This window comes from Streptomyces sp. HUAS TT11 (assembly GCF_051553595.1).
GTDB lineage: Bacteria > Actinomycetota > Actinomycetes > Streptomycetales > Streptomycetaceae > Streptomyces.
Genome location: NZ_CP196184.1, coordinates 4,730,446 through 4,755,107, shown reverse-complemented (window position 1 = coordinate 4,755,107; position 24,662 = coordinate 4,730,446). Strand labels below are relative to the sequence as shown.

20 protein-coding genes and 1 tRNA gene are annotated in these 24,662 nt (G+C 72.0%); 4 read left to right on the top strand and 17 right to left on the bottom strand.

Annotated features, from left to right (window positions below; translation table 11 throughout):
- The first annotated feature begins 156 nt into the window (after nucleotides 1-156).
- On the top strand, nucleotides 157-4,155 hold the full coding sequence (locus ACSHXN_RS21215) for a PAS domain-containing protein (RefSeq protein ID WP_438303518.1): 3,999 nt from the start codon (nucleotides 157-159) through the stop codon (nucleotides 4,153-4,155).
- 87 nt (nucleotides 4,156-4,242) lie between these two features.
- Here ACSHXN_RS21215 and ACSHXN_RS21210 read toward each other — a convergent pair whose 3' ends face one another.
- The 6 genes from ACSHXN_RS21210 to ACSHXN_RS21185 all read right to left on the bottom strand — a co-directional run bounded on the left by ACSHXN_RS21210 (nucleotide 4,243) and on the right by ACSHXN_RS21185 (nucleotide 9,906).
- Nucleotides 4,243-5,886 (bottom strand): long-chain fatty acid--CoA ligase, encoded by a 1,644-nt coding sequence (locus tag ACSHXN_RS21210; protein WP_355795267.1) that lies wholly within the window; start codon nucleotides 5,884-5,886, stop codon nucleotides 4,243-4,245.
- 129 nt (nucleotides 5,887-6,015) lie between these two features.
- A complete protein-coding gene (locus tag ACSHXN_RS21205; RefSeq protein ID WP_355128513.1) occupies nucleotides 6,016-6,561 on the bottom strand; it encodes a SigE family RNA polymerase sigma factor in 546 nt (181 codons plus the stop codon).
- Nucleotides 6,562-6,729: 168 nt separating this feature from the next.
- A complete protein-coding gene (locus ACSHXN_RS21200; RefSeq protein WP_355128515.1) occupies nucleotides 6,730-7,896 on the bottom strand; it encodes a lipid-transfer protein in 1,167 nt (388 codons plus the stop codon).
- Nucleotides 7,893-8,312: a MaoC family dehydratase gene (locus ACSHXN_RS21195; RefSeq protein WP_403840528.1), complete on the bottom strand. Its 420-nt coding sequence runs from the start codon at nucleotides 8,310-8,312 to the stop codon at nucleotides 7,893-7,895. The genes ACSHXN_RS21200 and ACSHXN_RS21195 overlap by 4 nt, the downstream gene beginning before the upstream one ends.
- The gene (locus ACSHXN_RS21190) at nucleotides 8,312-9,286 is read right to left on the bottom strand and encodes a bifunctional MaoC family dehydratase N-terminal/OB-fold nucleic acid binding domain-containing protein (RefSeq protein WP_383352523.1); all 975 of its coding nucleotides are present in this window, start codon (nucleotides 9,284-9,286) and stop codon (nucleotides 8,312-8,314) included. The genes ACSHXN_RS21195 and ACSHXN_RS21190 overlap by 1 nt, the downstream gene beginning before the upstream one ends.
- Nucleotides 9,287-9,594: 308 nt before the next feature.
- On the bottom strand, nucleotides 9,595-9,906 hold the full coding sequence (locus tag ACSHXN_RS21185; protein WP_355128517.1) for a hypothetical protein: 312 nt from the start codon (nucleotides 9,904-9,906) through the stop codon (nucleotides 9,595-9,597).
- Between the two features lie 271 nt (nucleotides 9,907-10,177).
- On the opposite strand from ACSHXN_RS21185, the gene ACSHXN_RS21180 reads away from it, so the two are divergent.
- Nucleotides 10,178-11,047 (top strand): bifunctional DNA primase/polymerase, encoded by an 870-nt coding sequence (locus ACSHXN_RS21180; RefSeq protein WP_355128519.1) that lies wholly within the window; start codon nucleotides 10,178-10,180, stop codon nucleotides 11,045-11,047.
- 83 nt (nucleotides 11,048-11,130) lie between these two features.
- On the opposite strand, the gene ACSHXN_RS21175 is transcribed toward ACSHXN_RS21180, so the two are convergent.
- Nucleotides 11,131-13,176 carry a SpoIIE family protein phosphatase gene (locus ACSHXN_RS21175; RefSeq protein WP_438303517.1) on the bottom strand — a complete coding sequence of 682 codons (2,046 nt, stop codon included), beginning with the start codon at nucleotides 13,174-13,176 and terminating at the stop codon, nucleotides 11,131-11,133.
- Between the two features lie 920 nt (nucleotides 13,177-14,096).
- Here ACSHXN_RS21175 and ACSHXN_RS21170 point away from each other — a divergent pair.
- The gene (locus ACSHXN_RS21170; protein ID WP_355128521.1) at nucleotides 14,097-15,086 is read left to right on the top strand and encodes a helix-turn-helix domain-containing protein; all 990 of its coding nucleotides are present in this window, start codon (nucleotides 14,097-14,099) and stop codon (nucleotides 15,084-15,086) included.
- Nucleotides 15,087-15,110: 24 nt separating this feature from the next.
- On the opposite strand, the gene ACSHXN_RS21165 is transcribed toward ACSHXN_RS21170, so the two are convergent.
- The 3 genes from ACSHXN_RS21165 to ACSHXN_RS21155 form a co-directional block, all read right to left on the bottom strand.
- A complete protein-coding gene (locus ACSHXN_RS21165; RefSeq protein WP_355128523.1) occupies nucleotides 15,111-15,284 on the bottom strand; it encodes a hypothetical protein in 174 nt (57 codons plus the stop codon).
- Nucleotides 15,285-15,405: 121 nt separating this feature from the next.
- Entirely contained in the window at nucleotides 15,406-16,863 is a 1,458-nt protein-coding gene (locus tag ACSHXN_RS21160; RefSeq protein ID WP_438303516.1) for a multicopper oxidase family protein, read from the bottom strand.
- Between the two features lie 188 nt (nucleotides 16,864-17,051).
- Nucleotides 17,052-17,552: a Dps family protein gene (locus ACSHXN_RS21155; protein WP_356108041.1), complete on the bottom strand. Its 501-nt coding sequence runs from the start codon at nucleotides 17,550-17,552 to the stop codon at nucleotides 17,052-17,054.
- Nucleotides 17,553-17,795: 243 nt separating this feature from the next.
- Between ACSHXN_RS21155 and ACSHXN_RS21150 the strand changes: the two genes are divergently transcribed.
- Nucleotides 17,796-18,164, top strand: a complete 369-nt coding sequence (locus ACSHXN_RS21150) for a hypothetical protein (protein WP_438303515.1) — start codon at nucleotides 17,796-17,798, stop codon at nucleotides 18,162-18,164.
- Nucleotides 18,165-18,309: 145 nt separating this feature from the next.
- On the opposite strand, the gene ACSHXN_RS21145 is transcribed toward ACSHXN_RS21150, so the two are convergent.
- From ACSHXN_RS21145 to ACSHXN_RS21115, 7 genes are all read right to left on the bottom strand, one after another.
- Complete coding sequence (locus tag ACSHXN_RS21145; RefSeq protein ID WP_355128530.1) at nucleotides 18,310-19,092, bottom strand: ABC transporter permease; 783 nt, start codon at nucleotides 19,090-19,092, stop codon at nucleotides 18,310-18,312.
- Entirely contained in the window at nucleotides 19,089-20,093 is a 1,005-nt protein-coding gene (locus ACSHXN_RS21140; RefSeq protein WP_355128917.1) for an ATP-binding cassette domain-containing protein, read from the bottom strand. The genes ACSHXN_RS21145 and ACSHXN_RS21140 overlap by 4 nt, the downstream gene beginning before the upstream one ends.
- 78 nt (nucleotides 20,094-20,171) lie before the next feature.
- On the bottom strand, nucleotides 20,172-21,014 hold the full coding sequence (locus ACSHXN_RS21135) for a DUF4097 family beta strand repeat-containing protein (protein WP_355128531.1): 843 nt from the start codon (nucleotides 21,012-21,014) through the stop codon (nucleotides 20,172-20,174).
- Nucleotides 21,015-21,094: 80 nt separating this feature from the next.
- Nucleotides 21,095-21,613, bottom strand: a complete 519-nt coding sequence (locus ACSHXN_RS21130; protein ID WP_356108036.1) for a toxin-antitoxin system HicB family antitoxin — start codon at nucleotides 21,611-21,613, stop codon at nucleotides 21,095-21,097.
- Nucleotides 21,614-21,989: 376 nt separating this feature from the next.
- On the bottom strand, nucleotides 21,990-22,556 hold the full coding sequence (locus ACSHXN_RS21125) for an HAD domain-containing protein (protein ID WP_356108033.1): 567 nt from the start codon (nucleotides 22,554-22,556) through the stop codon (nucleotides 21,990-21,992).
- A gap of 197 nt (nucleotides 22,557-22,753) precedes the next feature.
- Nucleotides 22,754-22,838, bottom strand: a tRNA-Ser gene (locus tag ACSHXN_RS21120).
- Between the two features lie 214 nt (nucleotides 22,839-23,052).
- Nucleotides 23,053-24,345 (bottom strand): alkaline phosphatase, encoded by a 1,293-nt coding sequence (locus ACSHXN_RS21115; protein ID WP_355128537.1) that lies wholly within the window; start codon nucleotides 24,343-24,345, stop codon nucleotides 23,053-23,055.
- Nucleotides 24,346-24,662: the final 317 nt, after the last annotated feature.

Below are 24,662 nucleotides of genomic sequence, written 5' to 3'. Positions count from 1 at the left end.
CACAGGTTCTGCGAGAGTTCCGCGTGCGACCTCCCTCTCATCCGGCGCCGCAGGCTGGGTCTCTGCCCGTAGAATCCCTCCCGTGACACGCTGGGGGCCGATTGGCAAGATGGCCTCCGCGGTCGGCAAGGTGCGGTAACAGGGAGGAAGCGTCTCGTGAGCAGCAGGCCATCCCGAGGCGCTGCTCGCCTCGCTGCCATACTGGATGCCCTTCCTGACGCATTGGTGCTGGTCAACGCCAACGGAACGGTCGTCAACGCCAACACCATCGCCCTCGAGGCCTTCGAGACGCCCGGGACCGCTCTGGTCGGGCGCGGGCTGCTCGATCTGCTGCCCCACTTCGACTCGCGGCTGATCCCCGGGTCCATGCGCCAGCCCGATTCCCTCGATGCCAACGGCCGGACCAAGCCGACGCGGATGATCGCCCGCCGCACGGACGGCAGCGAGTTCCCCGTCGAGGTCACGAGCGCCAACCTCGAGGACGGCCGACAGGCGTACGACGGCCACGGCTACACCGGCGACGAGCTGCTGATGCTCGTGGTCCGCGATCTGTCCGGCACCGTCGACACCGAGGCCGAACTCGCCCGCTCGCAGCGGCAGACCGAGATGATCCTGCGCGCCGCGGCCGAGGGCGTGGTGGGCACGGACACCGACGGCCGGGTCGTGCTCGTCAACCCGGCCGCGGCCCAGATCCTCGGTTACCGCGCCAGCGACCTGGGCGGCAAGGAGCTGCACACCCTCGTACTGCACTCACGCGAGGACGGCTCCCCCTTCCCGTACACCGAGTCGCCGCTGCACGACACCCTGCGCTCCGGGCGCAAGCACCGGGTGCGCGGGCAGGTGCTGTGGTCCAAGAGCGGGGACAGGGTCCCGGTCGATCTGACGACCGCGCCCGTGCGCGACGGCGACCAGCTCGTCGGCGCCGTCATGACGTTCACCGACCGGCGCCCGTTCGACACGCTCGCGGCGGAGAAGGAAGAGTCCCTCAAGCAGCACGAGCAGGAGCTCGATCGGCTCGCCGAGGAGCACGAGGAAGAGCTGCGGCGGCTGCGCGAGGAGCACTCCGCCGAGCTCGCCGAGCTGCACGAGCGGCACGCGGAGGAGACCGCGGCCGGCGACGAGCGCTACGCGGCGCTCGGCGAGCGGGAGAAGGACCGCTACGAGGCCCTGACCGCCCGGCACGATCAACTGCTCTCCCTGCTGGGGCAGTCGTTGCGCGGCCCCCTCGACGAACTGCGCGGCGGCCTGTCCAAGCTCGCCGCGGACGACGCCGGCCAGCTGTGGCCCGAGGCCAACCAGGTGCTGCACCACCTCGCGGCCGGCTACTCGCGCATCACCACACTCGTCGACAACGTCCTCGGCTACCAGCGCCTCGACGCCGGCGAGGTCCCGCTCGTCCGCACCGCCGTCATGCTCGACGCGGTGGTCGCCGCCGGTGTCGACGGCGCCGTCGAGCTGATCGGGCCCGGCCGCGTGCAGTTCGCCGTCCACGCCCCGCCCATCGAGGCCGAGGTCGACCCGCAGCGGCTCGCGCAGGCGCTCGCGCACCTCGTGGCGGACGTGGCGGGCGTCGACGCCACGGGCAACGCGCCCGTCTCGGCGGGCGGTTACATGGACAACACCGTCGTCGTCGCGGCCGCCCAGCGCGGCGAGGTCGTCCGCATCGAGGTGCGCGGCCCGTACGCCGGGGGGGACCCGGTCCACCAGCCGATCGTCAGTGGCATCGTGCGCGCGCACGGCGGTGTGCTGCAGACGCACGAGGTGCCGGGGATGAGCGGCAACGCGTTTGTCCTCGAGGTGCCGATCGGCGGCGGTGCCGGGGCGATGACGCCGCCTCCGGCCGTGGCGCCCGTGGAAGAGCCCGCGACCGGGACTCCCGAGGAGCAGGCGGCGCCGCAGGGCGGACGGCGGCGGGCCCGCCGGTCGTCCGTGGACGCCTTCCTGGAGAGCGAGTCGGACACTCCCGCCGCCTCCGACCCGGCCGCCGCGCCCACCGGGCGACGCAGGCGGCGCGCGGCGGAGGAGAAGTCCGCCGAGACACCGGTCCCCGCCGCGGCGACGGACGACAGCGGTGCCGAGTCCCCGGCCTCCGGCGGTACGGGACGACGGCGCGGACGCCCGAGCCCGGTCGAGAAGGGTGCCGAGGGGGTGTCCGAGGGCTCGGTGACGACAGCCGCCGAACACGCCGCAGGCAGCGCCGCTTCGGCCAACGGGCTGGGGGAGGCCGTGTCGCCACGGGGCGTGCCCGCGGGCCAGGGTGCCCGCGGTGAGCTCGCGCCGCAGGCGCTGCCCCCCGCACTGCCCGCGGTGGCCGCCCCGGCGCCCGACGAGGCCGACCCGGCGCCGACCGGACGCCGCCGACGCGCCCTGGCCGCCGCGAACGAACGCGCCGCCGCGGTCGATTCCGCCCCCCGGACGGTGTTCGCGCTGCCGCCGGCCGAGGCGGACCGCACCCCGGAGCGGAACGCTCCCGACCCCGGTCGGGCCGGCGACGGCCGCCACGACCAGGTGTCGCACGACCAGGCCCAGGACCACACGCCCCCTCAGCCCCATCCGGTGTCCGCTCCCACGGGCCGCCGCCGGGCCCGTCCGGCTTCCGGGCAGGCGCCCGCCGCGACGGTGCCTGCTCAAAGCGTGCCCGCGCAGCTGACGCCCGCCCAGGGCGTCCCCGTGCAAGGCGCTCCCGCGCCCGCGGTCGCCGCGGCGGCCGTTCCCCCGCAGGGGCTCGCGCCGCAGAGCCCGGTGGGTGGCCGGCAGGCGCCCGGCGAGCCCGCCCCGTCCGCCCCTGCCGCGCTCGCGCCGGCCCCGTCGGTGCCCGCGCAGGCGACCCCCGCGGGCGGTGTCCCTCAGGGGGCCGTGCGCACCCCCGCCCCCGCACAGTCCTGGCCGGCCTCCGGTGACACCATCGGCGCCGGAACGCCCGCGCCCGCGCAGCAGACGTCCGCGACGGGCGCCGCACCGGCTCCCGAGCGCACCGCCCGGCCGCGCGTCGCCCAGCCCCTGCCCGCCGAGGCCGCCGCGCCCGTCGACCCCAACTCGACGCAGGGCCGGGCGATCAGTGTGCGGACACTCGGACAGGGTGTGCCCTTCGCCCGCCAGGGAACACAGCCGCAGGCCCAGCCCCGCTCCCAGTCGCCGACACCTCCGCCGCACCAGCCGGCCGGCTCGGCACGCCGCCGCAAGCTCGGCACGCCGCCGGACCCGGCGGGCGAGAGCCCGGAGACGACGGCCCGCCAGCATCCGCAGGGCTCCTCGGCCCAGCCGTCCCCGGCCGGGCAGTCCCGTCCGGCCGGAGCCAGCGAGGGTGCCGGGCGGTCGTACGCCATAGGAGCCCCGGACAAGAACGCGGACGAAGGACCCGAGCCGCTCGACGGCCCGGGCGGAGCCGTCGAGGTCGCCGATCAGCCCCAGACGCGGCCGTTGGACGACGAGCTGCCCCCCGAGCCGCTGGACAACCCGCGCCGGCTGCTCGTGTGGCCCGCGCCGGACGTGACGACCCAGCAGGCGCTCAGCGACCGGGGCTACCGGCCCGTCGTCGTCAACTCCCGTGAGGAGGTCGACGCGCAGATCGCCGCCTTCCCGGCCGCGCTCTTCGTCGACCCGCTCACCGGTCCGATCACCCGCAAGGCGCTCCAGTCGCTGCGCCAGGCGGCGGTCGCCGCCGAGGTGCCGGTGCTGGTCACGGCGGGACTCGGTCAGGCGACGCGCGAGGCCGCGTACGGCGCCGATCCGGCCGTGCTCCTGAAGGCCCTGGCGCCACGCGACTCCGAGCAGCACCCTCCGCGCGTCCTGCTCGTCGAGGAGCACGCGGAGATCGCGCTGGCGCTCACGGCGACGCTGGAACGGCGCGGGATGCAGGTCGCACGGGCCGCCTCGGACACGGACGCGGTCACGCTGGCCGCTCAGATGCGGCCGAACCTGGTGGTGATGGACCTGATGCAGGTCCACCGCAGGCAGGCCGGGGTCGTCGACTGGCTGCGGGCGAACAACCTGCTCAACCGCACCCCGCTCGTCGTCTACACGGCCGCCGTCGACCAGGCCGATCTGCCCCGGCTGGTCTCCGGCGAGACGGTGCTGTTCCTCGCGGAGCGGTCGACGACCCCCGAGGTGCAGGACCGGATCGTGGACCTGCTGGCGCGGGTCGGCACGAACTGACCGGCGCACGACGCCTGTCGTGCAAGCACGAGGGAGCCGGCGTGGTGTCCGTCGTGGAACACCGCCCCGGCTCCCCTGCCGTGCGGTTCAGATCCGCGTGATCTCCAGTTCACCCGCCGCGTACTGCCTGCGCAGCACCTTCTTGTCGAACTTGCCGACACTCGTCTTGGGCACCGCGGCGATGACCGTCCAGCGCTCGGGCAGCTGCCACCTGGCGATCTTGGCTTCTTCCGCGAGGAACAGGCGGAGTGCGGTGAAGTCGGGGGTGGCGCCCTCCTTCAGCACCACGGTGGCGAGCGGGCGCTCCCCCCACCTGTCGTCCGGGACGGCGACGACGGCGGCCTCGGCGACGTCGGGGTGGGACATCAGGGCGTTCTCCAGGTCCACGGACGAGATCCACTCGCCGCCGGACTTGATGACGTCCTTGGCACGGTCGGTGAGGGTCAGGAAGCCGTCGGGGCTTATCGTCCCGACGTCCCCGGTCTTGAGCCAGCCGTCCTCGCTGAACTTGTCGGCGGGGCGCAGGGGATCGGCGTCGGGGCCGTTGTAGTAGGCCCCGGCGATCCACGGGCCGCGCACCTCCAGTTCGCCCGCCGCCTCTCCGTCCCAGGGCAGCCGCTCGCCGCCGGGGCCGGTGAGCCGGGCCTCGACTCCGGCCGGGAAACGCCCCTGGGTCAGCCGGTACGCGAACTCCTCGTCGGTGCCCACCGCATGGGCCGGCGGCCTCGCCACCGTGCCGAGCGGGGAGGTCTCGGTCATGCCCCAGGCGTGGCAGACCCGCATGCCGAGCGCGTCGAACGCTTCCATGAGCGAGGGCGGGCAGGCCGAGCCGCCGATCGTGACCTGGGTGAGGGACGACACCTCGCGCGGCCTGGCGGTCAGCTCGGCGAGCAGTCCCTGCCAGATGGTGGGGACCGCCGCGGCGTGCGTGGGGCGCTCGTTCTCGATCATCTCGGCGAGCGGCGCGGGCTGCAGGAAGCGGTCCGGCATGAGGAGGTTGACACCCGTCATGAAGGTGGCGTGCGGCAGACCCCAGGCGTTGACGTGGAACTGCGGAACCACGACGAGCGAGGTGTCCTCGTCGGTGAGACCCATGGACTGGGTCATGTTGACCTGCATCGAGTGCAGATAGACGGAACGGTGCGAGTAGACCACGCCTTTGGGGTCGCCGGTCGTGCCGGAGGTGTAGCACATGGCGGCGGCCTGGCGTTCGTCCAGCTCCGGCCAGTCGTAGTCGGCCGGCTTCCCGGCGATCAGGTCCTCGTACTCGTGCACCTGGGCGCTTGCCTCGGCGAGCAGCGAACGGTCGCCGGGGCCCGACACGACCACGTGCTCGACCGACTTGAGGTGCGGCAGGAGAGGAGCGATCAGCGGCAGGAGGGAGCCGTTGACGATGACCACCCGGTCGGCGGCGTGGTTGACGATCCAGGTCAACTGCTCCACCGGCAGGCGCAGGTTGAGCGTGTGCAGTACGGCGCCCATGCAGGGGATCGCGAAGTAGGCCTCGACGTGCTCGGCGTTGTTCCACATCAGGGTGGCCACGCGGTCGTCGGCCCGGACGCCGAGGTCCTCGTGCAGAGCGTGCGCCAACTGGGCCGCGCGGGCGCCGACCTGGGCGTACGAGCGGCGCTGCGGCTCGCCCTCACCGGTCCAGGTGGTCACCTGAGACGATCCGTGGACCGTGGACCCGTGGGTCAGGATCCTCGAGATCAGCAGCGGTACGTCCTGCATCGTGCTCTGCACGGCGTCCTCCCGGGGCGACGTTGCCTACGCGGTGGTAGGGGGTAGCGCATTCTGCGCACATACCGCTCGGTATGTCACTAGCCCTCGGGATGATCGATCAGGGTCCGCTCGTGATGTCTAGCGCACCGGCTCCAGCTCGGGGTCCTCGCGGAGCTTGCCGAGGGCCCGGGACACCGCCGACTTGACCGTGCCGACGGACACACCGAGCACCTCTGCCGTCTGGGCCTCGCTCAGGTCCTCGTAGTAACGCAGGACCACCATCGCCCGCTGGCGTGCGGGCAGTTTCATGACGGCCCGCCACATGGCGTCGTGCAGCGCCTGCCCCTCGGCGGGATCCGCGCCCGGCGTCCCCTCCGGCTCGGGCAGCTCGTCGCAGACGAACTCGTCGACCTTGCGCTTGCGCCACTGCGAGGTCCGGGTGTTCAGCAGGGCCCTGCGGACGTACCCGTCGAGCGCACGGTGGTCCTCGATCCGCTCCCAGGCGACGTACGTCTTCGCCAGCGCGGTCTGCAGCAGGTCCTCGGCGTCGCTCGGGTTGGCGGTCAGCGACCGGGCGGTGCGCAGCAGCACCGGCTGGCGGGCCTTCACGTACGACGAGAACGACGGGTACGGAAGGGTCCGCGTCATGGCGTTCGAAGCGCTGGTGCAGACGGGTGTGGTCATGGCTCCACGCTAGGTTCGCCCCGTGTTGCGGCGGATCGGCCGGAGGTCCCGAAGCGGTGTCCCCCTCAGGTTGTAGGCGGGGGGACGACCCCACCTCCTGAAGGTGGACGAGCCTGTACGCCCCCCTGAGGGTTCACCCCTGAGAGCCGGGCACCGGGGCATCGGCCGTCAACCGTCCGCCGTCAGTATCAGACCCGAGGTGGGGACGCCGGTCCCCGCGGTGACCAGCGTGCGGGAGGCACCGGGTATCCGGTTCACCGCGGTGCCGCGCAGTTGCCGAACGGCCTCCGCGATGCCGTTCATACCGTGCAGATACGCCTCCCCGAGCTGCCCCCCGTGGGTGTTCAGCGGCAGGGTCCGCGAGGCCACGAAGTCGGCCGCCGCGCCGGGCTCGCAGAACCCGAACTCCTCCAGCTGCATCAGCACGAACGGCGTGAAGTGGTCGTAGAGGACGGCCACATCGATGTCCGCGGGCCCCATCCCCGACGTCCGCCACAGCTGGCGGGCCACCACGCCCATCTCGGGCAGCCCGCTCAGGTCGTCCCGGTAGAAGCTGGTCATCTGCTCCTGTGCGCGTCCCGCGCCCTGGGCGGCGGCCGCGATCACGGCCGGGACGTGCGGCAGGTCGCGCGCCCGCTCCACGGAGGTGACCACCAGCGCCTGACCGCCGTCCGTCTCCTGGCAGCAGTCGAGCAGCCGCAGCGGCTCCACGATCCAACGGGAGGCCGCGTGGTCGGCGAGCGTGATCGGCCGGCCGTGGAAGTACGCCGCCGGGTTCGTGGCCGCGTAGGCACGGTCCACGACGGCCACCTGGCCGAACGCGTCGGGCGTCAGCCCGTGGGTGTGCAGATACCGCCGGGCGGCCATCGCCACCCAGGAGGCGGGGGTGAGCAGCCCGGGCGGCAGGCACCAGCCGAGGGCCACACCCTCGGCCGACGCCTCGCGGTGCTGTACCCCGGAGCCGAAGCGGCGGCCGGAGCGCTCGTTGAACGCGCGGTAGCACACCACGACCTCGGCCACCCCCGCCGCCACGGCGAGCGCGGCCTGCTGGACCGTCGCACAGGCGGCACCGCCTCCGTAGTGGATGCGGGAGAAGAAGGACAGCTCGCCGATGCCGGCCGCCTGGGCCACGGTGATCTCGGGACTGGTGTCCATCGTGAAGGTGACCATGCCGTCCACGTCCGCCGGGGACAGCCCGGCGTCGTCCAGCGCGGCACGCACCGCCTCCACCGCCAGCCTCAGCTCGCTGCGCCCCGAGTCCTTGGAGAACTCGGTGGCCCCGATCCCGACGACCGCCGCCCGTCCGCCGAGCGTGTCCTTCGCCCGTACGCTCATCCCGCGCCGCCGCCCGGAAGGGTGAGGGTGACCGTGCCCGTGACGTGCCGGCCGATGCCGTTCGAGCCGACCACGCCCACCGTGACCGTGTCCCCGTCGGTCCCCTCGACCGTCCCGGTCAGCACCATCGTGTCGCCGGGACGGTTGGGCGCGCCGAGCCGGACGGCCACTTTGCGCAGGACCGTGTCCGGGCCGAAGTGGTCCGTGACGTACCGCCCGACCAGGCCGTTGGTCGTCAGGATGTTCATGAAGATGTCGGGGGACCCCTTCCGGCGGGCCGACTCCGGGTCGTGGTGCACGTCCTGGTAGTCGCGGGAGGCGATCGCCCCGGCCACGATCAGCGTGCGCGTGATCTCGATCTCCAGCGGCGGCAGCCGCGTCCCCACCCGCACCGCACCGGCCCCACCGCTCCTCATCACGGCTCCTCCCCGCGGCCGATCGGCCCCCCGGGTCGCCCGTCCCCGTCGAGGGGCCGGAAGACGGGGAGTTCCAGTTCGTCGTCGTACCGGTGGAACTCCAGCCGTACGGGCATGCCGATGCGTACCTTGTCGTACGGCACCCCGACCATGCCGGCGACGATCCGCACGCCCTCCGCCAGCGCGACGAGGCCGACCGCGTACGGAGGGTCGAAGGCGGGGAAGGGCGGGTGGTGCACGACGACGTACGAGCAGACCGTCCCCTCGCCGCCGGCCTCGACCGTGTCCCAGTCCGGCGAGCCGCACGCACCGCACCCCGGCAGCCACGGGAAGCGCGGTGTGCCGCAGCCGGAGCACCGCTGGATCAGCAGCCTGCGCCGGGCGACCCCCTCCCAGAACCCGGCGTTGTCCCGGTTGATCACCGGCCGGGGCCGTCGCGCGCCGGTACCGCCGGGGGCGGGGGTGTACTTGAGGATGCGGAACCGGTGGGTGCCCACCGGCTCACCTGCCACCCGTACGTCCATCCGCGTCGTGACGAAGTACCCGGTGCCGAGTTTCGTCCGCTTCCGGTCCGAGACCGACTCGATCACCGCGTCGAACGTGACCTCGTCCCCGGGCCGCAGCGGGCGCAGGTACTCCTGCTCGCAGTCGGTGGCGACGACCGAGGTGCAGCCGGCCTCGTCGAGCAGTCCGAGCAGCTCGTCGAACGCCTCCGTGCGCCCCGCGTGGCCGGAGAGGCCGCCCATCGTCCACACCTGGAGCATGGTGGGCGGGGCGATCGCGTCCGGACCGGCGTAGGCGGGGTTGGTGTCGCCCATCGCCTCGCACCAGTGCCGGATCATCGGCGCGTTGACCGGGTCCTTGCCGACGCCCGCGACGGCGGCGGGACGGCCCACGTACGTCCTGAGGCGCGCAGCCGGCTCCTGCTCCGCCGCGGACCGCGCAGAGACGTCCTCCCCACCCCCGGCCGTCACCGCCGCCCTCCCCGCGCCCCAAGACGCTGCGCCGCGACGGCATCCCGCTGCACCTCGCCGGTGTTCGGCATGACCATCGGGCCTCCCGGAGCTCGTTGCGGAGACGAGGCTGTTCCCTCAACGATTTCTGACTGTCCGTCAGACAAGGCCCCCTGTCAAGGTGGTGGTGATCCTCCGGGACGGGACACCCGGACACGGGAAACGTCCGTGCGACGCCACCGGAGCGCCGCCGCACGGACGTGTGATGACCCTGGAAAGCACACACACCACGGGAGTTCAGGGCCGGCGGGCGCGCACCGGCCCGTCGCTCACCACAGCTTGGTGAAGTTGATGGCCACGGTCTCGTTCCTCTGATCGATGGCCGTGAACGCCGAGCCGTTCACCTGGGCGGTGTTGCTGCGGTTCGAGGCACCGGAGCCGACCGCCTGCTGCTGCGTGGTGGACGAGTTCCCCCTGTTGTCGCGTCCGACCCCGCTGCCCGTGATGCTCGCGGCTGCCGCGTTCGATCCGTCGTTCGCGAACGCGCCGTTGTCCGCCGAGGCGACGCCCGCGAAGAGAGTGGCGGCGAGCGGCAGGGCGGCGACGACGGCGAGGACACGAGCGGTACGGATGATTGCCATGTATTTCCTCCAGAACTCCGTACGATCCGGCCTGGTCACCGGGTCGTACGTGAAGTAGGGCTGATTCCGGGGCAGTTGGCCGGCCGCCTCGGACGATGTACGACGTCGCGACTTCAGAGTTGCCCACCGATTCCCCGGCAAATCGCCCACTGACCGGCGATTCGCTCTCAAGCGTGAGAACGTGTCGATAAACCCCTTTCGCCACATTCCCGCATCGTGAACACCGCCGGACCCTCTTCCCTTTCTCGAACATGCGTACGAACATAGAGGCATGGCCACCATCGATCGGAAGGCCACCACGCTGGCCCTGGCCCACGCCCTGTCCGCCGCGGAACGCGGACTGGCGGTGATCCCGCTGTCCCGGACGAAGCTGCCCGCCCTGCGCTCCCCGCACCGCGACGACCCCGATCCGACCACCCCCACCTGCCACGGCGAATGCGGCCGTTTCGGGCACGGGGTCCACGACGCCTCCACCGACCCCCGCCGCATCCGGCAGCTGTTCGCCGCCGCGCCCTGGGCCACCGGCTACGGCATCGCCTGCGGCCTTCGGCCCCACCACCTGATCGGCATCGACCTCGACACCAAGTCCGGAACCGACTCCTCGGCCGCACTGCGCGAACTCGCACTGCGCCATCTGTTCACCATCCCCGAGACGGTGGTCGTACTGACACCCAGCGGCGGCCGCCATCTGTGGCTGAGCGGCCCGCCGGACGTCGTCGTACCGAACTCGGCGAGCCGGCTCGCCCCCGGCATCGACATCCGCGGCGCCGGCGGCTACCTGGTCGGCCCCGGCTCACGCACCGAGCGCGGGGTGTACGGCACGGCCCCGGGCACCGCTCGGCTGGCACCCGCGCCCTGCCCTCCCGCCCTGCTGCGGCTGCTCCTGCCTCCGCCGCGCACCGCCGGCCGCCATGCGCTGCCCTCGTCGACCGACAGGCACGGGCAGGGCCTGGTCCAGTTCGTCCTCGCCGCGCACGAGGGCCAGCGCAACACCCGCCTCTTCTGGGCCGCCTGCCGGGCGTACGAGAACGGGATCGGCCCGGAACTCGCCCCCGCACTGGTCGACGCGGCGGTGCGCACCGGCCTCACCGAACGCGAGGCACGCTCGACCGTCGCATCGGCGGCACGGATGACGGCGTGAGGGGGCCGGAACCGGGGCTCGGCGGTACGGCGCCGGGGTGCGCACCGCCGCCCGGCGGCCCGCGCCGTGCGGTGCGCGAGGTCTCAGGCGGCCGGCAGCACCTGCTGGCACCAGATGGTCTTCCCCTTGGCGTTGTGCCGGGTTCCCCACTTCTGGCTGAGCTGGGCGACCAGGAGGAGGCCCCGGCCGCCCTCGTCGTAGGTGCGGGCGCGGCGCAGATGCGGAGCGGTGCTGCTGGCGTCGGAGACCTCGCAGATCAGCGCGCCGTCGCGGATCAGTCTGAGCTCGATCGGGGGCTCGCCGTAGCGGATGGCGTTGGTGACCAGCTCACTGACGAGCAGCTCGGTGATGCAGGTCGCCTCGCACAGCCCCCACGCGTCCAGTTGCTCGACGGCCTGCCTCCGTACCCGCGCGACCAGGGCCGGGACGGCGGGTATGTCCCAGCTGGCGACCCGGTCCGAGGTGAGCACACAGGTGCGGGCGAGCAGCAGCGTCACATCGTCCCCGGGGCGGTCGCAGACCAGTGTGCGGATGATGGAGTCGCACGCGGCCTCGAGCGAGACCGCCGGCGCCGCCAGCAGATGACGCAGTTCGGTCACGCCGTCGTCCAGGGCGCGCTCCCGGGTCTCGACCAGGCCGTCGGAGTAGAGGGCGAGCACACTGCCCGCGGACAGGTCCAGCTCGGTGGTCTCGAAGGGCAGACCGCCCAGACCGAGCGGCGGTCCCACGAATCCGGCGACAAGTTCCACGGCACCGTCGGGGGTCAGGAGGACGGGCAGCGGATGACCGGCCGAGGCCAGCGCGCAACGGCATGAAACCGGGTCGTAGACGGCGTACAGGCACGTCGCCCCGACATCGCCGGCCGCCCCCACATCGCACGCCCCCGCCTCGTCGTTCCGGGCGGCGCCGGGGCGGTCGTCCTCGGCGAAGTGGAGGACGAGGTCGTCGAGGTGGGTGATGAGCTCGTCGGGCGGCAGGTCGAGGTCCGCGAGGGTGCGCACGGCGGTGCGCAGCCGTCCCATGGTGGCGGACGCGTTGATGCCGTGGCCGACGACGTCCCCCACGACGAACGCGACCCGGTGGCCGGAGAGCGGGATCACGTCGAACCAGTCGCCGCCCACGCCGGCCTGCGCACCCGCGGGCAGATAGCGGAAGGCCACGTCCGCCGCCGTCTGTCCGGGCAGTTGCTGCGGCAGCAGACTGTGTTGCAGAGCCAGCGCGGTCGACCGTTCACGGGTGTACCGGCGCGCGTTGTCGATGGCCACGGCGGCCTTCGCGGCCAGCTCCTCGGCGACCGCCCGATCGCCTGCCTCGAAGGGCCGGCTGTCCCGCGTACGCCAGAAGTCGACCGTCCCCAGCAGCATGCCCCGTGCCCGCAGCGGCGCCGTGACCAGCGAGCCGAGCCCGCAGTCCAGCACGGTCTCGCCCCGCTCCGGGACGAGCGGCCGCCATGCGGTCGACGCGAGCAGATCGGGCTCGCTCCGGGTGAGCGCGCCAGGGAGCCCGCAGGCCGCGGGGGCCGGGGCGACGAGCCCGGTCAACATGCCCGAGGGATGGAACGGATGGTCCTTCCCGACGCCTGCGACGGCCACCCGCCGCAGTTCGGCGGAGCCGTCCTCCGGCTCCTCGCCCGCCAGGACCGACGCCGCCAGGTCGACGGTGACGAAGTCGGCGAACCCCGGCACGGCCACCTGCACCAGCTCCTGTGCGGTCCGCTCCACGTCGAGGCCGGTGCCGATGGAGGTGCTCGCCCGGCAGAGCAGGTCGAGGTGCCCGTGAGCGGCCTGCGCCCGTCTGCGCTGGGCCCGGCCGCGAACAGCCAGCTCCGAGACGGCGACACCGATGACCAGCAGCAGCAGAACCGTCCAGGCGTTCTCGGCACTTGCCGGTGACAGGCCGTTCCACGGCGGGACCAGGAAATAGTCGAACCAGACGGTGGCCGACACCGCCGCGAGGGCACCCGCGAGGCGATGGCCCTGAGCGGCCACGGCCACCACCACCGCCACCAGGACGAGGGCGGCGTCCACGCTGGGGAACATGGTCCGGAACGGCACCAGCACCAGGCAGACGAGGAGTGGCGCCACCAGGGCGCACACCATGGCCGTCGGGCCACCCCTGATAAACCGCACAAATTCACCATACCCACTGATAATCGTTCACCGGATCGGGAGGTTGTGGGTCGGTGTTCCGGCGACCGCGGGACGGCGGCCCAGCGGGTCGCGTCCCCGTGGATCCGCCGAAGCCGCAGGGCCCCGCACGCCGGAGCCGTCCTCCCCCCGTACTGGGCGGGCGGCCAGGCCCGCCACTGATCACGGCACTGGCGGCGGGGGCCCTGCGACCCGCCCGTCAGGGCCCCCGAGAGGCCCCGACGGGGGCTTTCGCGCCCCTGGGTTCGATGCGCACGGCGTCCCGGTGATCACGGTCGGGTTCTCGCGCCGTCCGGAATGCCCCGGCGCCGGGCAGGGGCCGCGCGCCGACCCGGTGCTCGCCCCGCGCCCCGCGCGGCCCGGGGCACCTCGGTACGCGAGCCGGCCCCCGCTCACCCCCTTGCACCTCGACGCCGGCCTGCCGGCCCACGCGCCCCTGGGCGCCGGCCGGTGGCCGTCGGTGGTAGCGCTGCCCGCCGTGCGGAGGCAGGTGAGCGCGTCGGCGCGGCAGTCCCGGAGCTCGGCGTCGGCCCCCGGTTCCGTGGCACCGGCCGAGCCGGCCGTCACGGCGGACGTTGCGCCCGCGAGCAGCACGGCGGTCACGACGACCGGGCGATCCGGTCCGTCGCATGCCGTTCCCCCTTCTCCGTCCGGTGTGTCGATACCCCGAGGCGCGCACCGGGGCATGAACCGTGCCCGCGCCCCGCGACGGGCAACCCGGCGTGGTCGGGCCGTCGATCACCACCCGTCCGCCGGAGTGCGGCATCAGCCTGCCGTCCGCTCCCGGCCCCGTCATGCGCGGTCGGCGCACTCGACTTGGCTCACAACGCACTTCCCTCGCCCCGGGCCGCCGAGGAGGCTCGTACACACTGCGCAGCGAGCGGCACGTACGAGGGAACGTCATGCTGACCACAGTGCTGGACACCGCCCGTCTGCCGCCCGCGGACCGGGCGGCCGCCTGGACGGAGACCACGGGGAAGGCCCTGATGGCCACCCGCATCAGGTTCGCCGCCGAGCCGGAACGGATCGAAGCCCTGATCAGGACCATGGACCTCGGACCGGCGCAGCTGTCGCTGATGTCCTACACCCCTCTGCTGTCCCAGCGAACACCCCGGCTCATCCGCCAGTCCGATCCCGAGATGTTCCAGATCGCGCTGACCCTCTCGGGCCGGCAGAGCATCGAACAGGCCAGGGCCCACGCCTCGGTCGGCCCCGGCGACCTGCTGCTGTACGACAGTTCCCGGCCGTTCACCGCCACCGCGGGCCCCGACCCGTCAGGAGCCCGGGCGATGCTGTTGCAGTTCCCCCGGCGCCTTCTGCCCCTGCCCGAGCAGGCCGCGGCACCGCTGTGCGGAACGGCGCTTCCCGGGCGGGAGGGGGTCGGACGGCTCCTGTGCGAGATGCTGACCTGCCTCGCCGACACGCACGCGGAACTGACCCCGGCCGACCGCGCCCGGGTGGGCATCACCGCCCTCGATCTCACTGCGGCCCTGCTCGCCCACCACTGCGACCACGACACACCGCTTCCCGCGGAGTCACGGCAGCGTGCGCTGTTCGAGCAGATCAGCGCCTACATCAGCACGCACCTGCACGACCCCGCGCTCACACCCGGCTCGCTGGCCGCGGCGCACTACATCTCCACGCGCTATCTGCACCGCGTCTTCCAGCAGCACGGCACCACGGTCGGCGACGTCGTCCGGCAGCAGCGCATCGCCCGCTGCCGACGTGATCTGGCCGACCCCGCCCAGCGCACCGTCCCCGTCAGCACGATCGCCCTGCGCTGGGGATATCCACGACCGTCCGACTTCACCCGCGCCTTCCGCGCGGCGGTCGGTATGACCCCCAGTGAGTTCCGCGCCTTTGCCCAGGACCCGGACGGTCCGCGCCGCTAGCGACGCCGGCGCACCGAGGGTGCCCTAGTCCTCGCCGCCGCGCCGCCTGTCCTTGCCGGAGCGCCTGACCAGCTCACCCGCCACGAGGGTCGCGGTCGCCACGGCGCGCACCCACCGAGGGCCACCGCGCGCCGCCCACACCACCGCGCCGCAGCCGGCCACCGCGAGCACCAGGACCACGCCGAGCACAACCACCATCGAACTCTCCCCCTCCACAGGTCCCCCAAGGATGCAACGGCTCCGCTCCGGAGCGGAGCCGCCCCCCTGCCCACCGCCCGGAGCGCCGGACACCGTACGGCCGGTGGCCGCCGTTCCCGCCCTATCTGCGGATGTCCAGGACGGACATCATGCCCATGTCCTCGTGGTTGAGGAGATGGCAGTGCAGCACGGTCCGCCCGGTGAAGTGGGAGAAGCGGATCCGCAGGACGAGTTTCCGGCCGCGCGGCACGTTGACCGTCTCGTGCCAGGCGCGGGCGGGGTCCACCGCCTTCCCGTTCACGGACATCACCTGGAACTGGTTGGTGTGGACGTGGAAGGTGTGGTCCTCCTGCGTGTCGTTGCGCACCGTCCACTCCTCGACGGTGTTGAGCCGGGAGACGAAGTCGATGCGCTTCGGGTCGTAGTACTTGCCGTTGATGTAGAACCGCGTGCCCGCCGTGTTCTCGGTGTAGACCATCGTCTTGCGGCCGGCGATCCTGGCGCGGGTGAGATCGACGAGGGGCCCGAAGAGGGACGGGATACGGGCCCGGACCATGGGGGAACCGCCGGTGACGACCGTCGCCAGATTCGCCTGCGGGAAGCTGTTGCCCGCCGGTCCGGTGGAGAGGGGCTGCGTCTCCAGCTGGGCGGTGCCCGCCGGACCTCCCTGCACCAGCACGTCGTACCGGGCGGCGGCCGGGACGATCAGCGTGTCCACGGAGTAGATCCGGTGGACGGGCCGGCCGTCCTGGGCGACCACATGGAAGGCGGCACCCTTCAGGCGCAGTTTGTAGTAGATGTTGGCGCCGATGTTGGCCACCCGCCAGAGCTGGGTCTCTCCCGGGCGGATGCGGATCACCGGATTCTGCTGGCCGTTGACCGTACGGTTGGTCCTCGCGCCGATCGACAGCGGATGGATCTTGATCTCGCTGCCCTTGATCTGGTTGTCCTTCAGGGCGATCACACGCTCGGTGATGTTGCGCAGGTGCCTCGGCAGGTAGGCGCGCAGGCCGTCGACGACGACGATGCCCGACTCGCCACCGGCCACCTGGGCGGCCGAGTGCATGTCGATGTGCGAGTGGTACCAGTACGTGCCCGGTGTGATGCTCCGCGGCATCCGGTAGGTGTAGTCGTAGGTCGCGCCGGGCCTGATGGAGATGAAGATGTCGTCGGCGGGCCGACGCGGCGAGACGTTCAGTCCGTGCGTGTGGAGGTTCGTGTCCGCCGTGACGCCCTGCCACTGCGCTCCGACGCGGTTCACCAGCGTCAGCTCGATGCGGTCGCCCGGCTGGACGCGGAGCGTGGGCGGCATGTAGCGGCCGTTGTAGGTCAGCGCCCACAGCCGCCGGTCGCCCACCCACACCCTGCGCCGCTCCACCACGAGGGTCGTCCGCAGCACCCCGTGACGGCTCGCCACCTCCGGTGGGTCGAGAAGATCGGCACCTCTGAGCCGTGCTCCGGACGGCGTCGCACCCAGCGTCGCCGGCTTGGACGGCGGCGCCGCGTCACAGCCGGACAGCCAGGACAGGGCGAGCGCCAGGCAGGCGAGGATCCCGGTCGTCTTGGACCATGAGCGCATGACAGTCTCTCCGGGGGTGGCGTGCCGTGCTCGGGTAGTCCGAAGCCGGATGAGCCGGACATGACGCGGGTCATGCGGGCTCATACGCGGTCGGGGCGGGGCCGCCGCGGGTGCTTCGGACCGCCATCCGGGGAGAATAGTGGTAATGGTCCATTTTTGTGATGTGACGCGCCACGACAGAAACGGCGTCAGGCCGACCGGTTCTCCGCGCTGACCATCCAGGCGTACTTCTCCAGCGAGTCGATGATGCCGTGCAGCAGGTCGGCCGTGGAGGGATCCTCGCTGTCGACCTGGTCGTGATGGGTGCGCACCGTGTCGACCGTGGCCCGCAGACGCGCGGTGACGAGATCGACCACCGCGCTCACGCTTCGCGCCCCCTCCGGGAAGGCGGGCAGTGTGGTGCTCGCCGCCACCGTGTCGGAACGGCCGTCCGGCCAGGCCTCGAGAGCACGCATGCGTTCGGCGATGGTGTCGGCGAACTCCCGAGCCTCGTCGACGATTTCGTCGAGCTGCAGATGCAGGTCCCGGAAGTTGTGGCCGACGACGTTCCAATGGGCCTGCTTGCCCTGGAGATGGAGTTCGACAAGATCCACGAGGATCTGCTGCAACGCTCGGGCGAACTGCGGCGAGGCGGTGAATCCGGCGACGTCGGCCTCCGGACGTCGGGAACCCCCGGGCGATGCGGTCATGGCGTGCCTCCTCGGAAACGACCGAACAGCAGCCCCCGGAAGAGGAGGCCCGTTGACCTACGCGATCAAGCCTATGGAGGCTCCTCTCCGCCGCCACTGCGCCTGATCCGCTCGGGGGACACCGGGAACCCGGACGAGAGGGTCCGGAAGGCCGCAGGTCGGCGACGGACGGGCACCGCCACCCGAGGAGTACGTGGGCGGCGCGACGGCGCGCGTCCACGGTGCCGGCGAGCGTGGTCGTCGGTGACCGCGGCATCTCGTCCGTACCACCGCTGCGGGCCCGCGGGCGGTTGGTACGCGGACTTCGAGGCCGAACTTCCGGGCCTGCGGGGCCTGCTGGGCCGCGGTCAGGGCGGCAGCGGCTACGCTCTCGCCGTCACCGATGGGGAGGGGAAGATCGTCATGGCCATGGGAGCATCACTGCCCGGCAGAGAGTGGATGATCAGGGACGCCAAGGGCCGGAAGTACAGCTACGACTCGGAGGAAGAGGCGTTCCGGGAGCTTTCCGACTTCGGCCAGGGCGCCACGGTGTGGACCCGTGATGTCTATCGAATCCTGTTCTTCACCAGGTCGATGGAGGGCTGGAAGCAGGTCCCCCACCCGCGCGGATAGCGTGCCCTCGCCCGGTCCGGCGTCAGGACGTGCCCCGGGCGGCCGTGCCGGCCGGCGGACCGTGCGGACGACACCGGGTCCTTGACCGGTGCGCCCGGTCAAGGACCCGGTGTCCCGGGTGCGTGTGCGGTGTCGCCCCGGCCCCTCAGCGCTTGGTGGTGCCGTTGAACAGCGAGCGCGACCAGACGTAACCGGTCAGGGCGATGCCGGCGCACCAGGCGAGCGAGATCCAGCCGTTGTCGCCGATCTCCGAGCCGGAGAGCAGGCCGCGCAGCGTCTCGGTCATCGGCGTGAAGGGCTGGTACTCGGCGAACCAGCGCAGGCCCGGCGACATCGAGTCGGCCGGTACGAACGCCGAGCCGAGGAACGGCAGGAACTGGATCAGCAGCGGCTTGTTGCTCGCGGACTCCACGGTCTTGGAGATCAGCCCGAGCGCGACCGACAGCCAGGTCACCGCGAAGGCGATCGCCGTGAGGAGACCGGCCGCTGCCAGCCACTCGAGTGGGGTCGCCCCGGAACGGAAGCCGACGGCGAGCGCGACGCCCACGACCGGGACCATGCACACCATCGTCTGGACGACGCTGCCGATGACATGCCCCGTCATGAACGACGAGCGTGTGATGTCCATCGTGCGAAAGCGGTTGATGATGCCCTCGGTCATGTCGGAGCAGACCGCGATGGAGGTCGACATCGAACCGGCGGCCACCCCCATGATGATGATGCCCGGGGTCAGGTAGTTCACGTACGTGCCCCGGCCGCCGCCCATACCGGCGCCGATCGAGTCACCGAAGGCGTACACGAACAGCAGCAGCATCAGGACCGGCATCAGGGCGCTGCCGAGCCCCACGGACGGATAGCGGATCGCGTGCTTGAGATTGCGCCGCAGCATCGTCGTCGAGTCGTGCACGGCGTGGGTGAGGGTGCTCATCGCAGGGTCTCCTTGACGTGGAGCGGGGTGCCGGTGCCGGTTTCGGTGGTGCCACGGCCGGTCAGGGCGAGGAACACGTCGTCGAGGTCGGGGGTGTGCACCGAGAAGTCGGCCGCCGGGATCCCGGCCTCGTCGAGCCGGTCGATCAGTGCGCGCAGCGCGTCGAGGCCGCCGTCGCCCGCCACGCGCAGGGCGAGGTTCTCGTCGTCCCGGGCCGCGCCGGGGAACGCGGCCGCCGCGCGCTCGTACTCGTCGGAATCGGTGAACCGCAGCCGTACGTGACTGCCGGGGATCTGCGCCTTGAGCTCGTCGGCGCTGCCCTCGGCGACGATCCGGCCGCCGTCGAGCACGGCGATCCGGTCGGCCAACTGGTCCGCCTCTTCGAGGTATTGGGTGGTGAGGAAGACGGTGGTACCGCCCGCGACCAGCGAGCGCACCGTGTCCCCCATGGTGCGGCGGCTGCGCGGATCGAGACCGGTCGTCGGCTCGTCCAGGAAGATCACCTGCGGGTCCCCGACCAGGGTCATGGCGAGGTCGAGCCGGCGCCGCATACCCCCGGAGAAGGTCGCGGCCCGCTTGTGCGCGACGTCGGCGATGCCGAACCGCTCCAGCAACTCCTCCGCCCTCAGGCGCCCTTCACGCTTGCCGAGGCGCAGCAGGTCGGCCATGAGGAGCAGGTTCTCCTCGGCGGTGAGCAGGTCGTCGAGGGCGGCGAACTGTCCGGTGACGCCGATCGCGGCGCGCACCCTGTCCGGTGCCGTGGCGACGTCGTGCCCGGCGACCTGGGCCTGTCCGCCGTCGGCGGCGATGAGCGTGGACAGGATCTGCACGGTGGTGGTCTTGCCGGCCCCGTTCGGCCCGAGCAGCGCGAACACGGACCCGGCCGGGATACGCAGGTCGATGCCGTCGAGCACGGTCTTGTCGCCGTACGACTTGCGCAGACCGATGGTGGAGACGGCGGCGGGCGACTGCGAACCGTCGCCCCGCCTGGGCGTGGGCATGACAGATGAAGGCATGGAGCCCTCCCGTTCGAGGGGTGAAGTGACGGGGTGGGGTGGGTGAGTTCGCGGGGCAGGCGCTCAGGCCCGGGCGCGGCGCACGTCGATGTTGCCCCAGCGGGTGCGGGCGCGGACCTCGACGGTGTCCTCGGTCTCCTCCGGGGCTGCGGAGGCGGCAAGCGTGTTGCGCACCTGTCCTCGCTCGGAACTGGCATCGAGCCAGGCGGCGGTGCCCTCCCGGATGCCGACCTCGATGGCGCCGTAGGAGGTCTCCAACTGGACGATTCCGCGGGCGACTTCGTCGACACGCAGGGTGCCGTGGGCGGTGGTGGCGGTGACCGAGCCCTCGGCGCGCGTGATGTCGATGTTGCCGTGGGCACCGCTCACCCGCAGGTCGCCCATCGCGGCCCCGACGGTCGTGGTGCCGTGCGAGTTCTTCAGGACGGCGGGACCGTTGACGGTGCCGACGCGCAGACTGCCGAAGCTGGTGACGACCTCGGCCAGGCCCTCGACCCGGTCGACGGTGATCGAGCCGTGGGAGACCGTCAGTTGGAGCGGCCCGGTCGAGTCCAGGCGGACGTCACCGCCCGAGGCCTTCACCCGGACCTCGCCGAGCCGGCCCTCGCCCAGCACCTGGGTCCAGGAGCCGTCCATGTCGACGCGCGAGCCCGTGGGCAGCTCGACCGTCACGTCGACGGCGCCGCTCGGCCCGATGAGACGGCGCTCCTTCGTCCTGACGGTCAGGACGCCGCTCGCGTACGCGACGTCGGTCTGCTCGGCGGCCCGCACGTCCTTGTCCCTCTTCGCGTTGAGGGGCCGGACCTCGACGACCGTGTCGGGGCGGTCGCTCGCGGTGAACCGGATGGAACCGGCGCCCACATGGGCGGTGACCGAAATCGGTTCGGGAGTGTCGAAAGAAGGCATGGCTGTACCGTCCTCTTGAGTCCTTGGGGCGTCCCCGCTGGTGGGACGTGGTGTGGGTGAAGTGGGGCGGTCGGGCGCGGCTAGCGCACCCAGCCCGTGAAGTTCTGTCCGATGCTGCGGGTCTTCTCCGGCGTACGCGGCCGCGCGCCGCCGTCGACCGCGGCCGACACGGCCCGCACCAGCCATGCGTTGACCGACAGGCCCTCACGGCTCGCGGCCTCTTCGGCACGCGCCTTGAGGTGGGCCGGCAGACGCAGATTGACGCGGGCGGTGCCGCCCTCGTCGGCTTCGGCGGGTGCTTGCACGTTGAGCGGTTCGGCGGGAGCGGTGACCGCCTCCGCGGGGGCACCGTAGGTGGGCGGCGGCGTCACCACGAAGTCGGGGTCGAGCCCGCGCAGCCGTACGTCGACCGAGCCGGGGGCGAGCTCGCGGGTGATCTCGTCCATCGCGGCGGAGAGCACATTGAGCATGGTCAGGCGGGTCGCCGACTCCAGAGGAGCGGTGAGCCGCTCGGCCAGTTCGCGGGCATCGTCCCCGCCGGCTTCGGCGGCCACCGCAAGTTCGCGGCGGAGGGTGTCGACATACGGGGTGAGGTCCATGACGTCATCATGGCACCACTATGGCGCCACACGCAACCCCCCATGGCGCCGCACGTGGGCCGGGCCTGAAGAAACAGACTCTGACCTGCGAAAAGGCCCGCTGTCCGAGCTGAGCCACGGCGGCGCCATGCGGGCCCGAACACCGTCTGGAGCACAAGCCTGGCACCGTCTGACACCGGATGGCGCCACTTGATGCCACTCGGTGCCACTCGGGTGCCATGTGATGTCCAGGCACCCGAAGAAGCGGGCCCGAAACCGGACACCGGCCGGGTGGGACCTCGCCCCGTGGCGGCGGCGCCCGGCCCCGGGTTCCGATGCTGTTCCGTCGTCACCCCGCCGGAATGGCGGCCGGAACGGCCGTCCCTGACCGGCCTGGTCAGAGGACCCTTGGGGAGCGCTGTCGCTGACCGTGCTCTTTCGCGGCACGGTTCACCACGGTGGCACGGAGCCAATCGGCAAGCACGGAGAAGTCGCCGTCCGTGAGGCCGACCCGCGGATCCACGCGGTGAAGCAGTGCGGGTTCTCGGTGCTGTGCCGCGACCCACATGCGGTCCATGTCGCCGATCTCGTCGTCGACCCAGATGAACGGTCGACGGCCGGCCCACTCGACCAAGTGGCGAGTCTTCCAGTGCAGGCCGCGTGGACCCTCGTCGGCGGGCTCCTCCGGCCACCCCACCACAGGCAGCCTCGGCAGTCCGATCCGCGGAGCGACGGACTCGTTCGCTTCCTCCACCCATGTCGAGGCCCACACCAGATCGCACTCCAGCGCCGTCAAGCGCGGCCCAACGGTGGGATCGAGCCGTCCCAAAAGGGGATTCTCCCGGTCGAGGAGCATCTCGGAGCCGGCAGCGGCGGCGCGCAGCCGACCGGGCGACGGCCCGAACGGGATGAGTGGTCCGTCCACGTCCAGGAAGAGAAGAGGACGCTGTTTTGAGCCGGTCATGTCGGCACGATAGCTCTGTGCGGCGGAGAAGCCGGACGAGCCTGCGCCCGGCCCCTGTCCCCGCTGCGGACGGAAGGTGCCGCGCCCCGTCCGTGCCCGATCGCACGGGGAACCGCGGGGAAGGACGGTGCCGGACGGGCACCGCACAACGCGAAGGCCCCTGACCGTATCGCCTGATCAGGGGCCGTTCACCTGCGCGGTGGGTGTGGGATTTGAACCCACGGTGACTCGCGCCACGACGGTTTTCAAGACCGTTCCCTTAGGCCGCTCGGGCAACCCACCCCGCGCCCGCCCACCAGGGGCGGAGCAGGTACAGCCTAGCGCCTGACGACCTTGGGCACGGGGACCGGCCAACCGACGGCCACGGGCGACGGCCGGGCACCGGGCAGGACGCCCGGTGCCCTACTCCCGCCGAGGCGGGGTCCGTTGTGCGTCCGCTCGTCCTCGTCCCGGAACAGCGCGCCGATCCGGGACGAGGACCTGCCGGTCGGGCAGATCAGTGGCGGGGAGCCAGGATCTGGGACAGGACGTCGTGGACGTAGGTGTTGGCGTGCTTGCCGGTGAACTGGTTCGCGAGCGGGCCCGCGGCCGTCACGGGGACGTCGACACTGGTGTGGCCGGACGTCGTCCAGTCGATCGTGAAGGTGCGGTCGCTGCCGTGGATCGTGAACGGACCGTCCTCGACGGAGATGCCGCTGCCGGACTCGTCGGCCGCGTCGTTCTCCTCGACCGACAGACCGCCGGTCTCGTGGTCACCGGTGACGACGATCAGGGTGTCCGGGTGCGTCGCCTGGTAGGAGCGGGCCACGGCGACGGCCTTCTCCAGCTGCTGCATCGACTGCAGGACACGCGCGCCGTTGTTGCTGTGGGCGAACTCGTCGGTGCCCTCCTCCTCGATCATGAGGAAGAAGCCCTTCTTGTTCTTGTCCAGCGTGTTCAGCGCCTTGCTGGTCATCGTGGCGAGGTCGACGACCGGGCTGTACACGTCGCCCTGGCCCTCGGGGCGCTGCTGGAACATCTCCTCGTTGCTGAAGAGGCCGAGCAGCTTGCCGCCCTTGGCCTTGTCCAGATCCTTGGCGCTGTTCACGTACGTGTAGCCGGAGCGCTGGGCCTTGGCGATCAGGTTGCCCTTGGTGCCGCGGCTTCCCTCGCTGGTGTCCTCGGCCGGCTTGTCGGGGTAGGCACCCGCGTTGTCGGCCGGCAGCCACCAGTCCTCGCCGCCGCCCAGGATCACGTCCGGCTTGCTGACCTCGAGGTACTGGCGCGCGATCTCGTCCTGCTTGCCGCGGTCGGCGGTGTTGGAGAAGAAGGCCGCGGGCGACGCGTCGGTGACCTGAGCCGTGGTCACGAGGCCGGTGGCCTTGCCGGCCGCCTTGGCCTGCGCCCCGAGCGTGGGAAGCGGGTTTCCGTCGGGGTCGACGCTGATCGCGCCGTTGTAGGTCTTCTCGCCCGTGGCCCACGCGGTGGCGGCGGCCGCGGAGTCCGTGACGATAGCCTTGGGGTCGTCCGGCGTCGTCGTCAGCTGGCCGGAGACGGGAAGACGGTCCATCGTCAGCTGGCCCTGCAGGCCCGCGAGGTGCAGTCGCGCCGCCTCACGGAAGGCAGCGCCCATGCCATCACCATTGATGAAAATGACGTTCTTCGCGGCGGGGGCCTTCGCCTTCGCCGTGCTCTGCGGAGCACTGGCGGACGCACCCAGCGTGGGGTTGAACACCATGGTCGCCACCACCGCGGCCGAAGCGGCTGCGACGGGCGCCCCCCAACGCATACCGCGCACGTTCTTGCTCACAAAACCCTCCCATGGATGTGGCAATACACTCCTTTTGCAATCTAGGGAGCGACAAACGGTTTATGCCTAACCACAAGTGACGCCTGGGCGAACAGTGCACGCGTGGGGTAATCGTTCTTCCAGGGGAGACCCACGCCGGCGTCCGGTACGGCACGGGGCGCGCAGGGACGGTGAGCGGCTGTGCGCTCGCCTCCACAACGGCCTTTGCGGTGACGCGAGTCGACGTCGTGCGATCAGATATCGGATACGTGCGGGGAGGATGCGCACCCGTCCGCACGTCGGCCTCCGGGCATACCGAAGCGGTGCCCGACGGCCGC

What these genes read in the sequence shown, in the direction of transcription:
- ACSHXN_RS21210 (WP_355795267.1), bottom strand. Translation starts at nt 5,886, where the DNA reads ATGCAGGACGTACCGCTGCTGATCTCGAGGATCCTGACCCACGGGTCC.
- ACSHXN_RS21205 (WP_355128513.1), bottom strand. Translation starts at nt 6,561, where the DNA reads ATGACCACACCCGTCTGCACCAGCGCTTCGAACGCCATGACGCGGACC.
- ACSHXN_RS21200 (WP_355128515.1), bottom strand. Translation starts at nt 7,896, where the DNA reads ATGAGCGTACGGGCGAAGGACACGCTCGGCGGACGGGCGGCGGTCGTC.
- ACSHXN_RS21195 (WP_403840528.1), bottom strand. Translation starts at nt 8,312, where the DNA reads ATGAGGAGCGGTGGGGCCGGTGCGGTGCGGGTGGGGACGCGGCTGCCG.
- ACSHXN_RS21185 (WP_355128517.1), bottom strand. Translation starts at nt 9,906, where the DNA reads ATGGCAATCATCCGTACCGCTCGTGTCCTCGCCGTCGTCGCCGCCCTG.
- ACSHXN_RS21180 (WP_355128519.1), top strand. Translation starts at nt 10,178, where the DNA reads ATGGCCACCATCGATCGGAAGGCCACCACGCTGGCCCTGGCCCACGCC.
- ACSHXN_RS21170 (WP_355128521.1), top strand. Translation starts at nt 14,097, where the DNA reads ATGCTGACCACAGTGCTGGACACCGCCCGTCTGCCGCCCGCGGACCGG.
- ACSHXN_RS21165 (WP_355128523.1), bottom strand. Translation starts at nt 15,284, where the DNA reads ATGGTGGTTGTGCTCGGCGTGGTCCTGGTGCTCGCGGTGGCCGGCTGC.
- ACSHXN_RS21160 (WP_438303516.1), bottom strand. Translation starts at nt 16,863, where the DNA reads ATGCGCTCATGGTCCAAGACGACCGGGATCCTCGCCTGCCTGGCGCTC.
- ACSHXN_RS21155 (WP_356108041.1), bottom strand. Translation starts at nt 17,552, where the DNA reads ATGACCGCATCGCCCGGGGGTTCCCGACGTCCGGAGGCCGACGTCGCC.
- ACSHXN_RS21145 (WP_355128530.1), bottom strand. Translation starts at nt 19,092, where the DNA reads ATGAGCACCCTCACCCACGCCGTGCACGACTCGACGACGATGCTGCGG.
- ACSHXN_RS21140 (WP_355128917.1), bottom strand. Translation starts at nt 20,093, where the DNA reads ATGCCCACGCCCAGGCGGGGCGACGGTTCGCAGTCGCCCGCCGCCGTC.
- ACSHXN_RS21135 (WP_355128531.1), bottom strand. Translation starts at nt 21,014, where the DNA reads ATGCCTTCTTTCGACACTCCCGAACCGATTTCGGTCACCGCCCATGTG.
- ACSHXN_RS21130 (WP_356108036.1), bottom strand. Translation starts at nt 21,613, where the DNA reads ATGGACCTCACCCCGTATGTCGACACCCTCCGCCGCGAACTTGCGGTG.
- ACSHXN_RS21125 (WP_356108033.1), bottom strand. Translation starts at nt 22,556, where the DNA reads ATGACCGGCTCAAAACAGCGTCCTCTTCTCTTCCTGGACGTGGACGGA.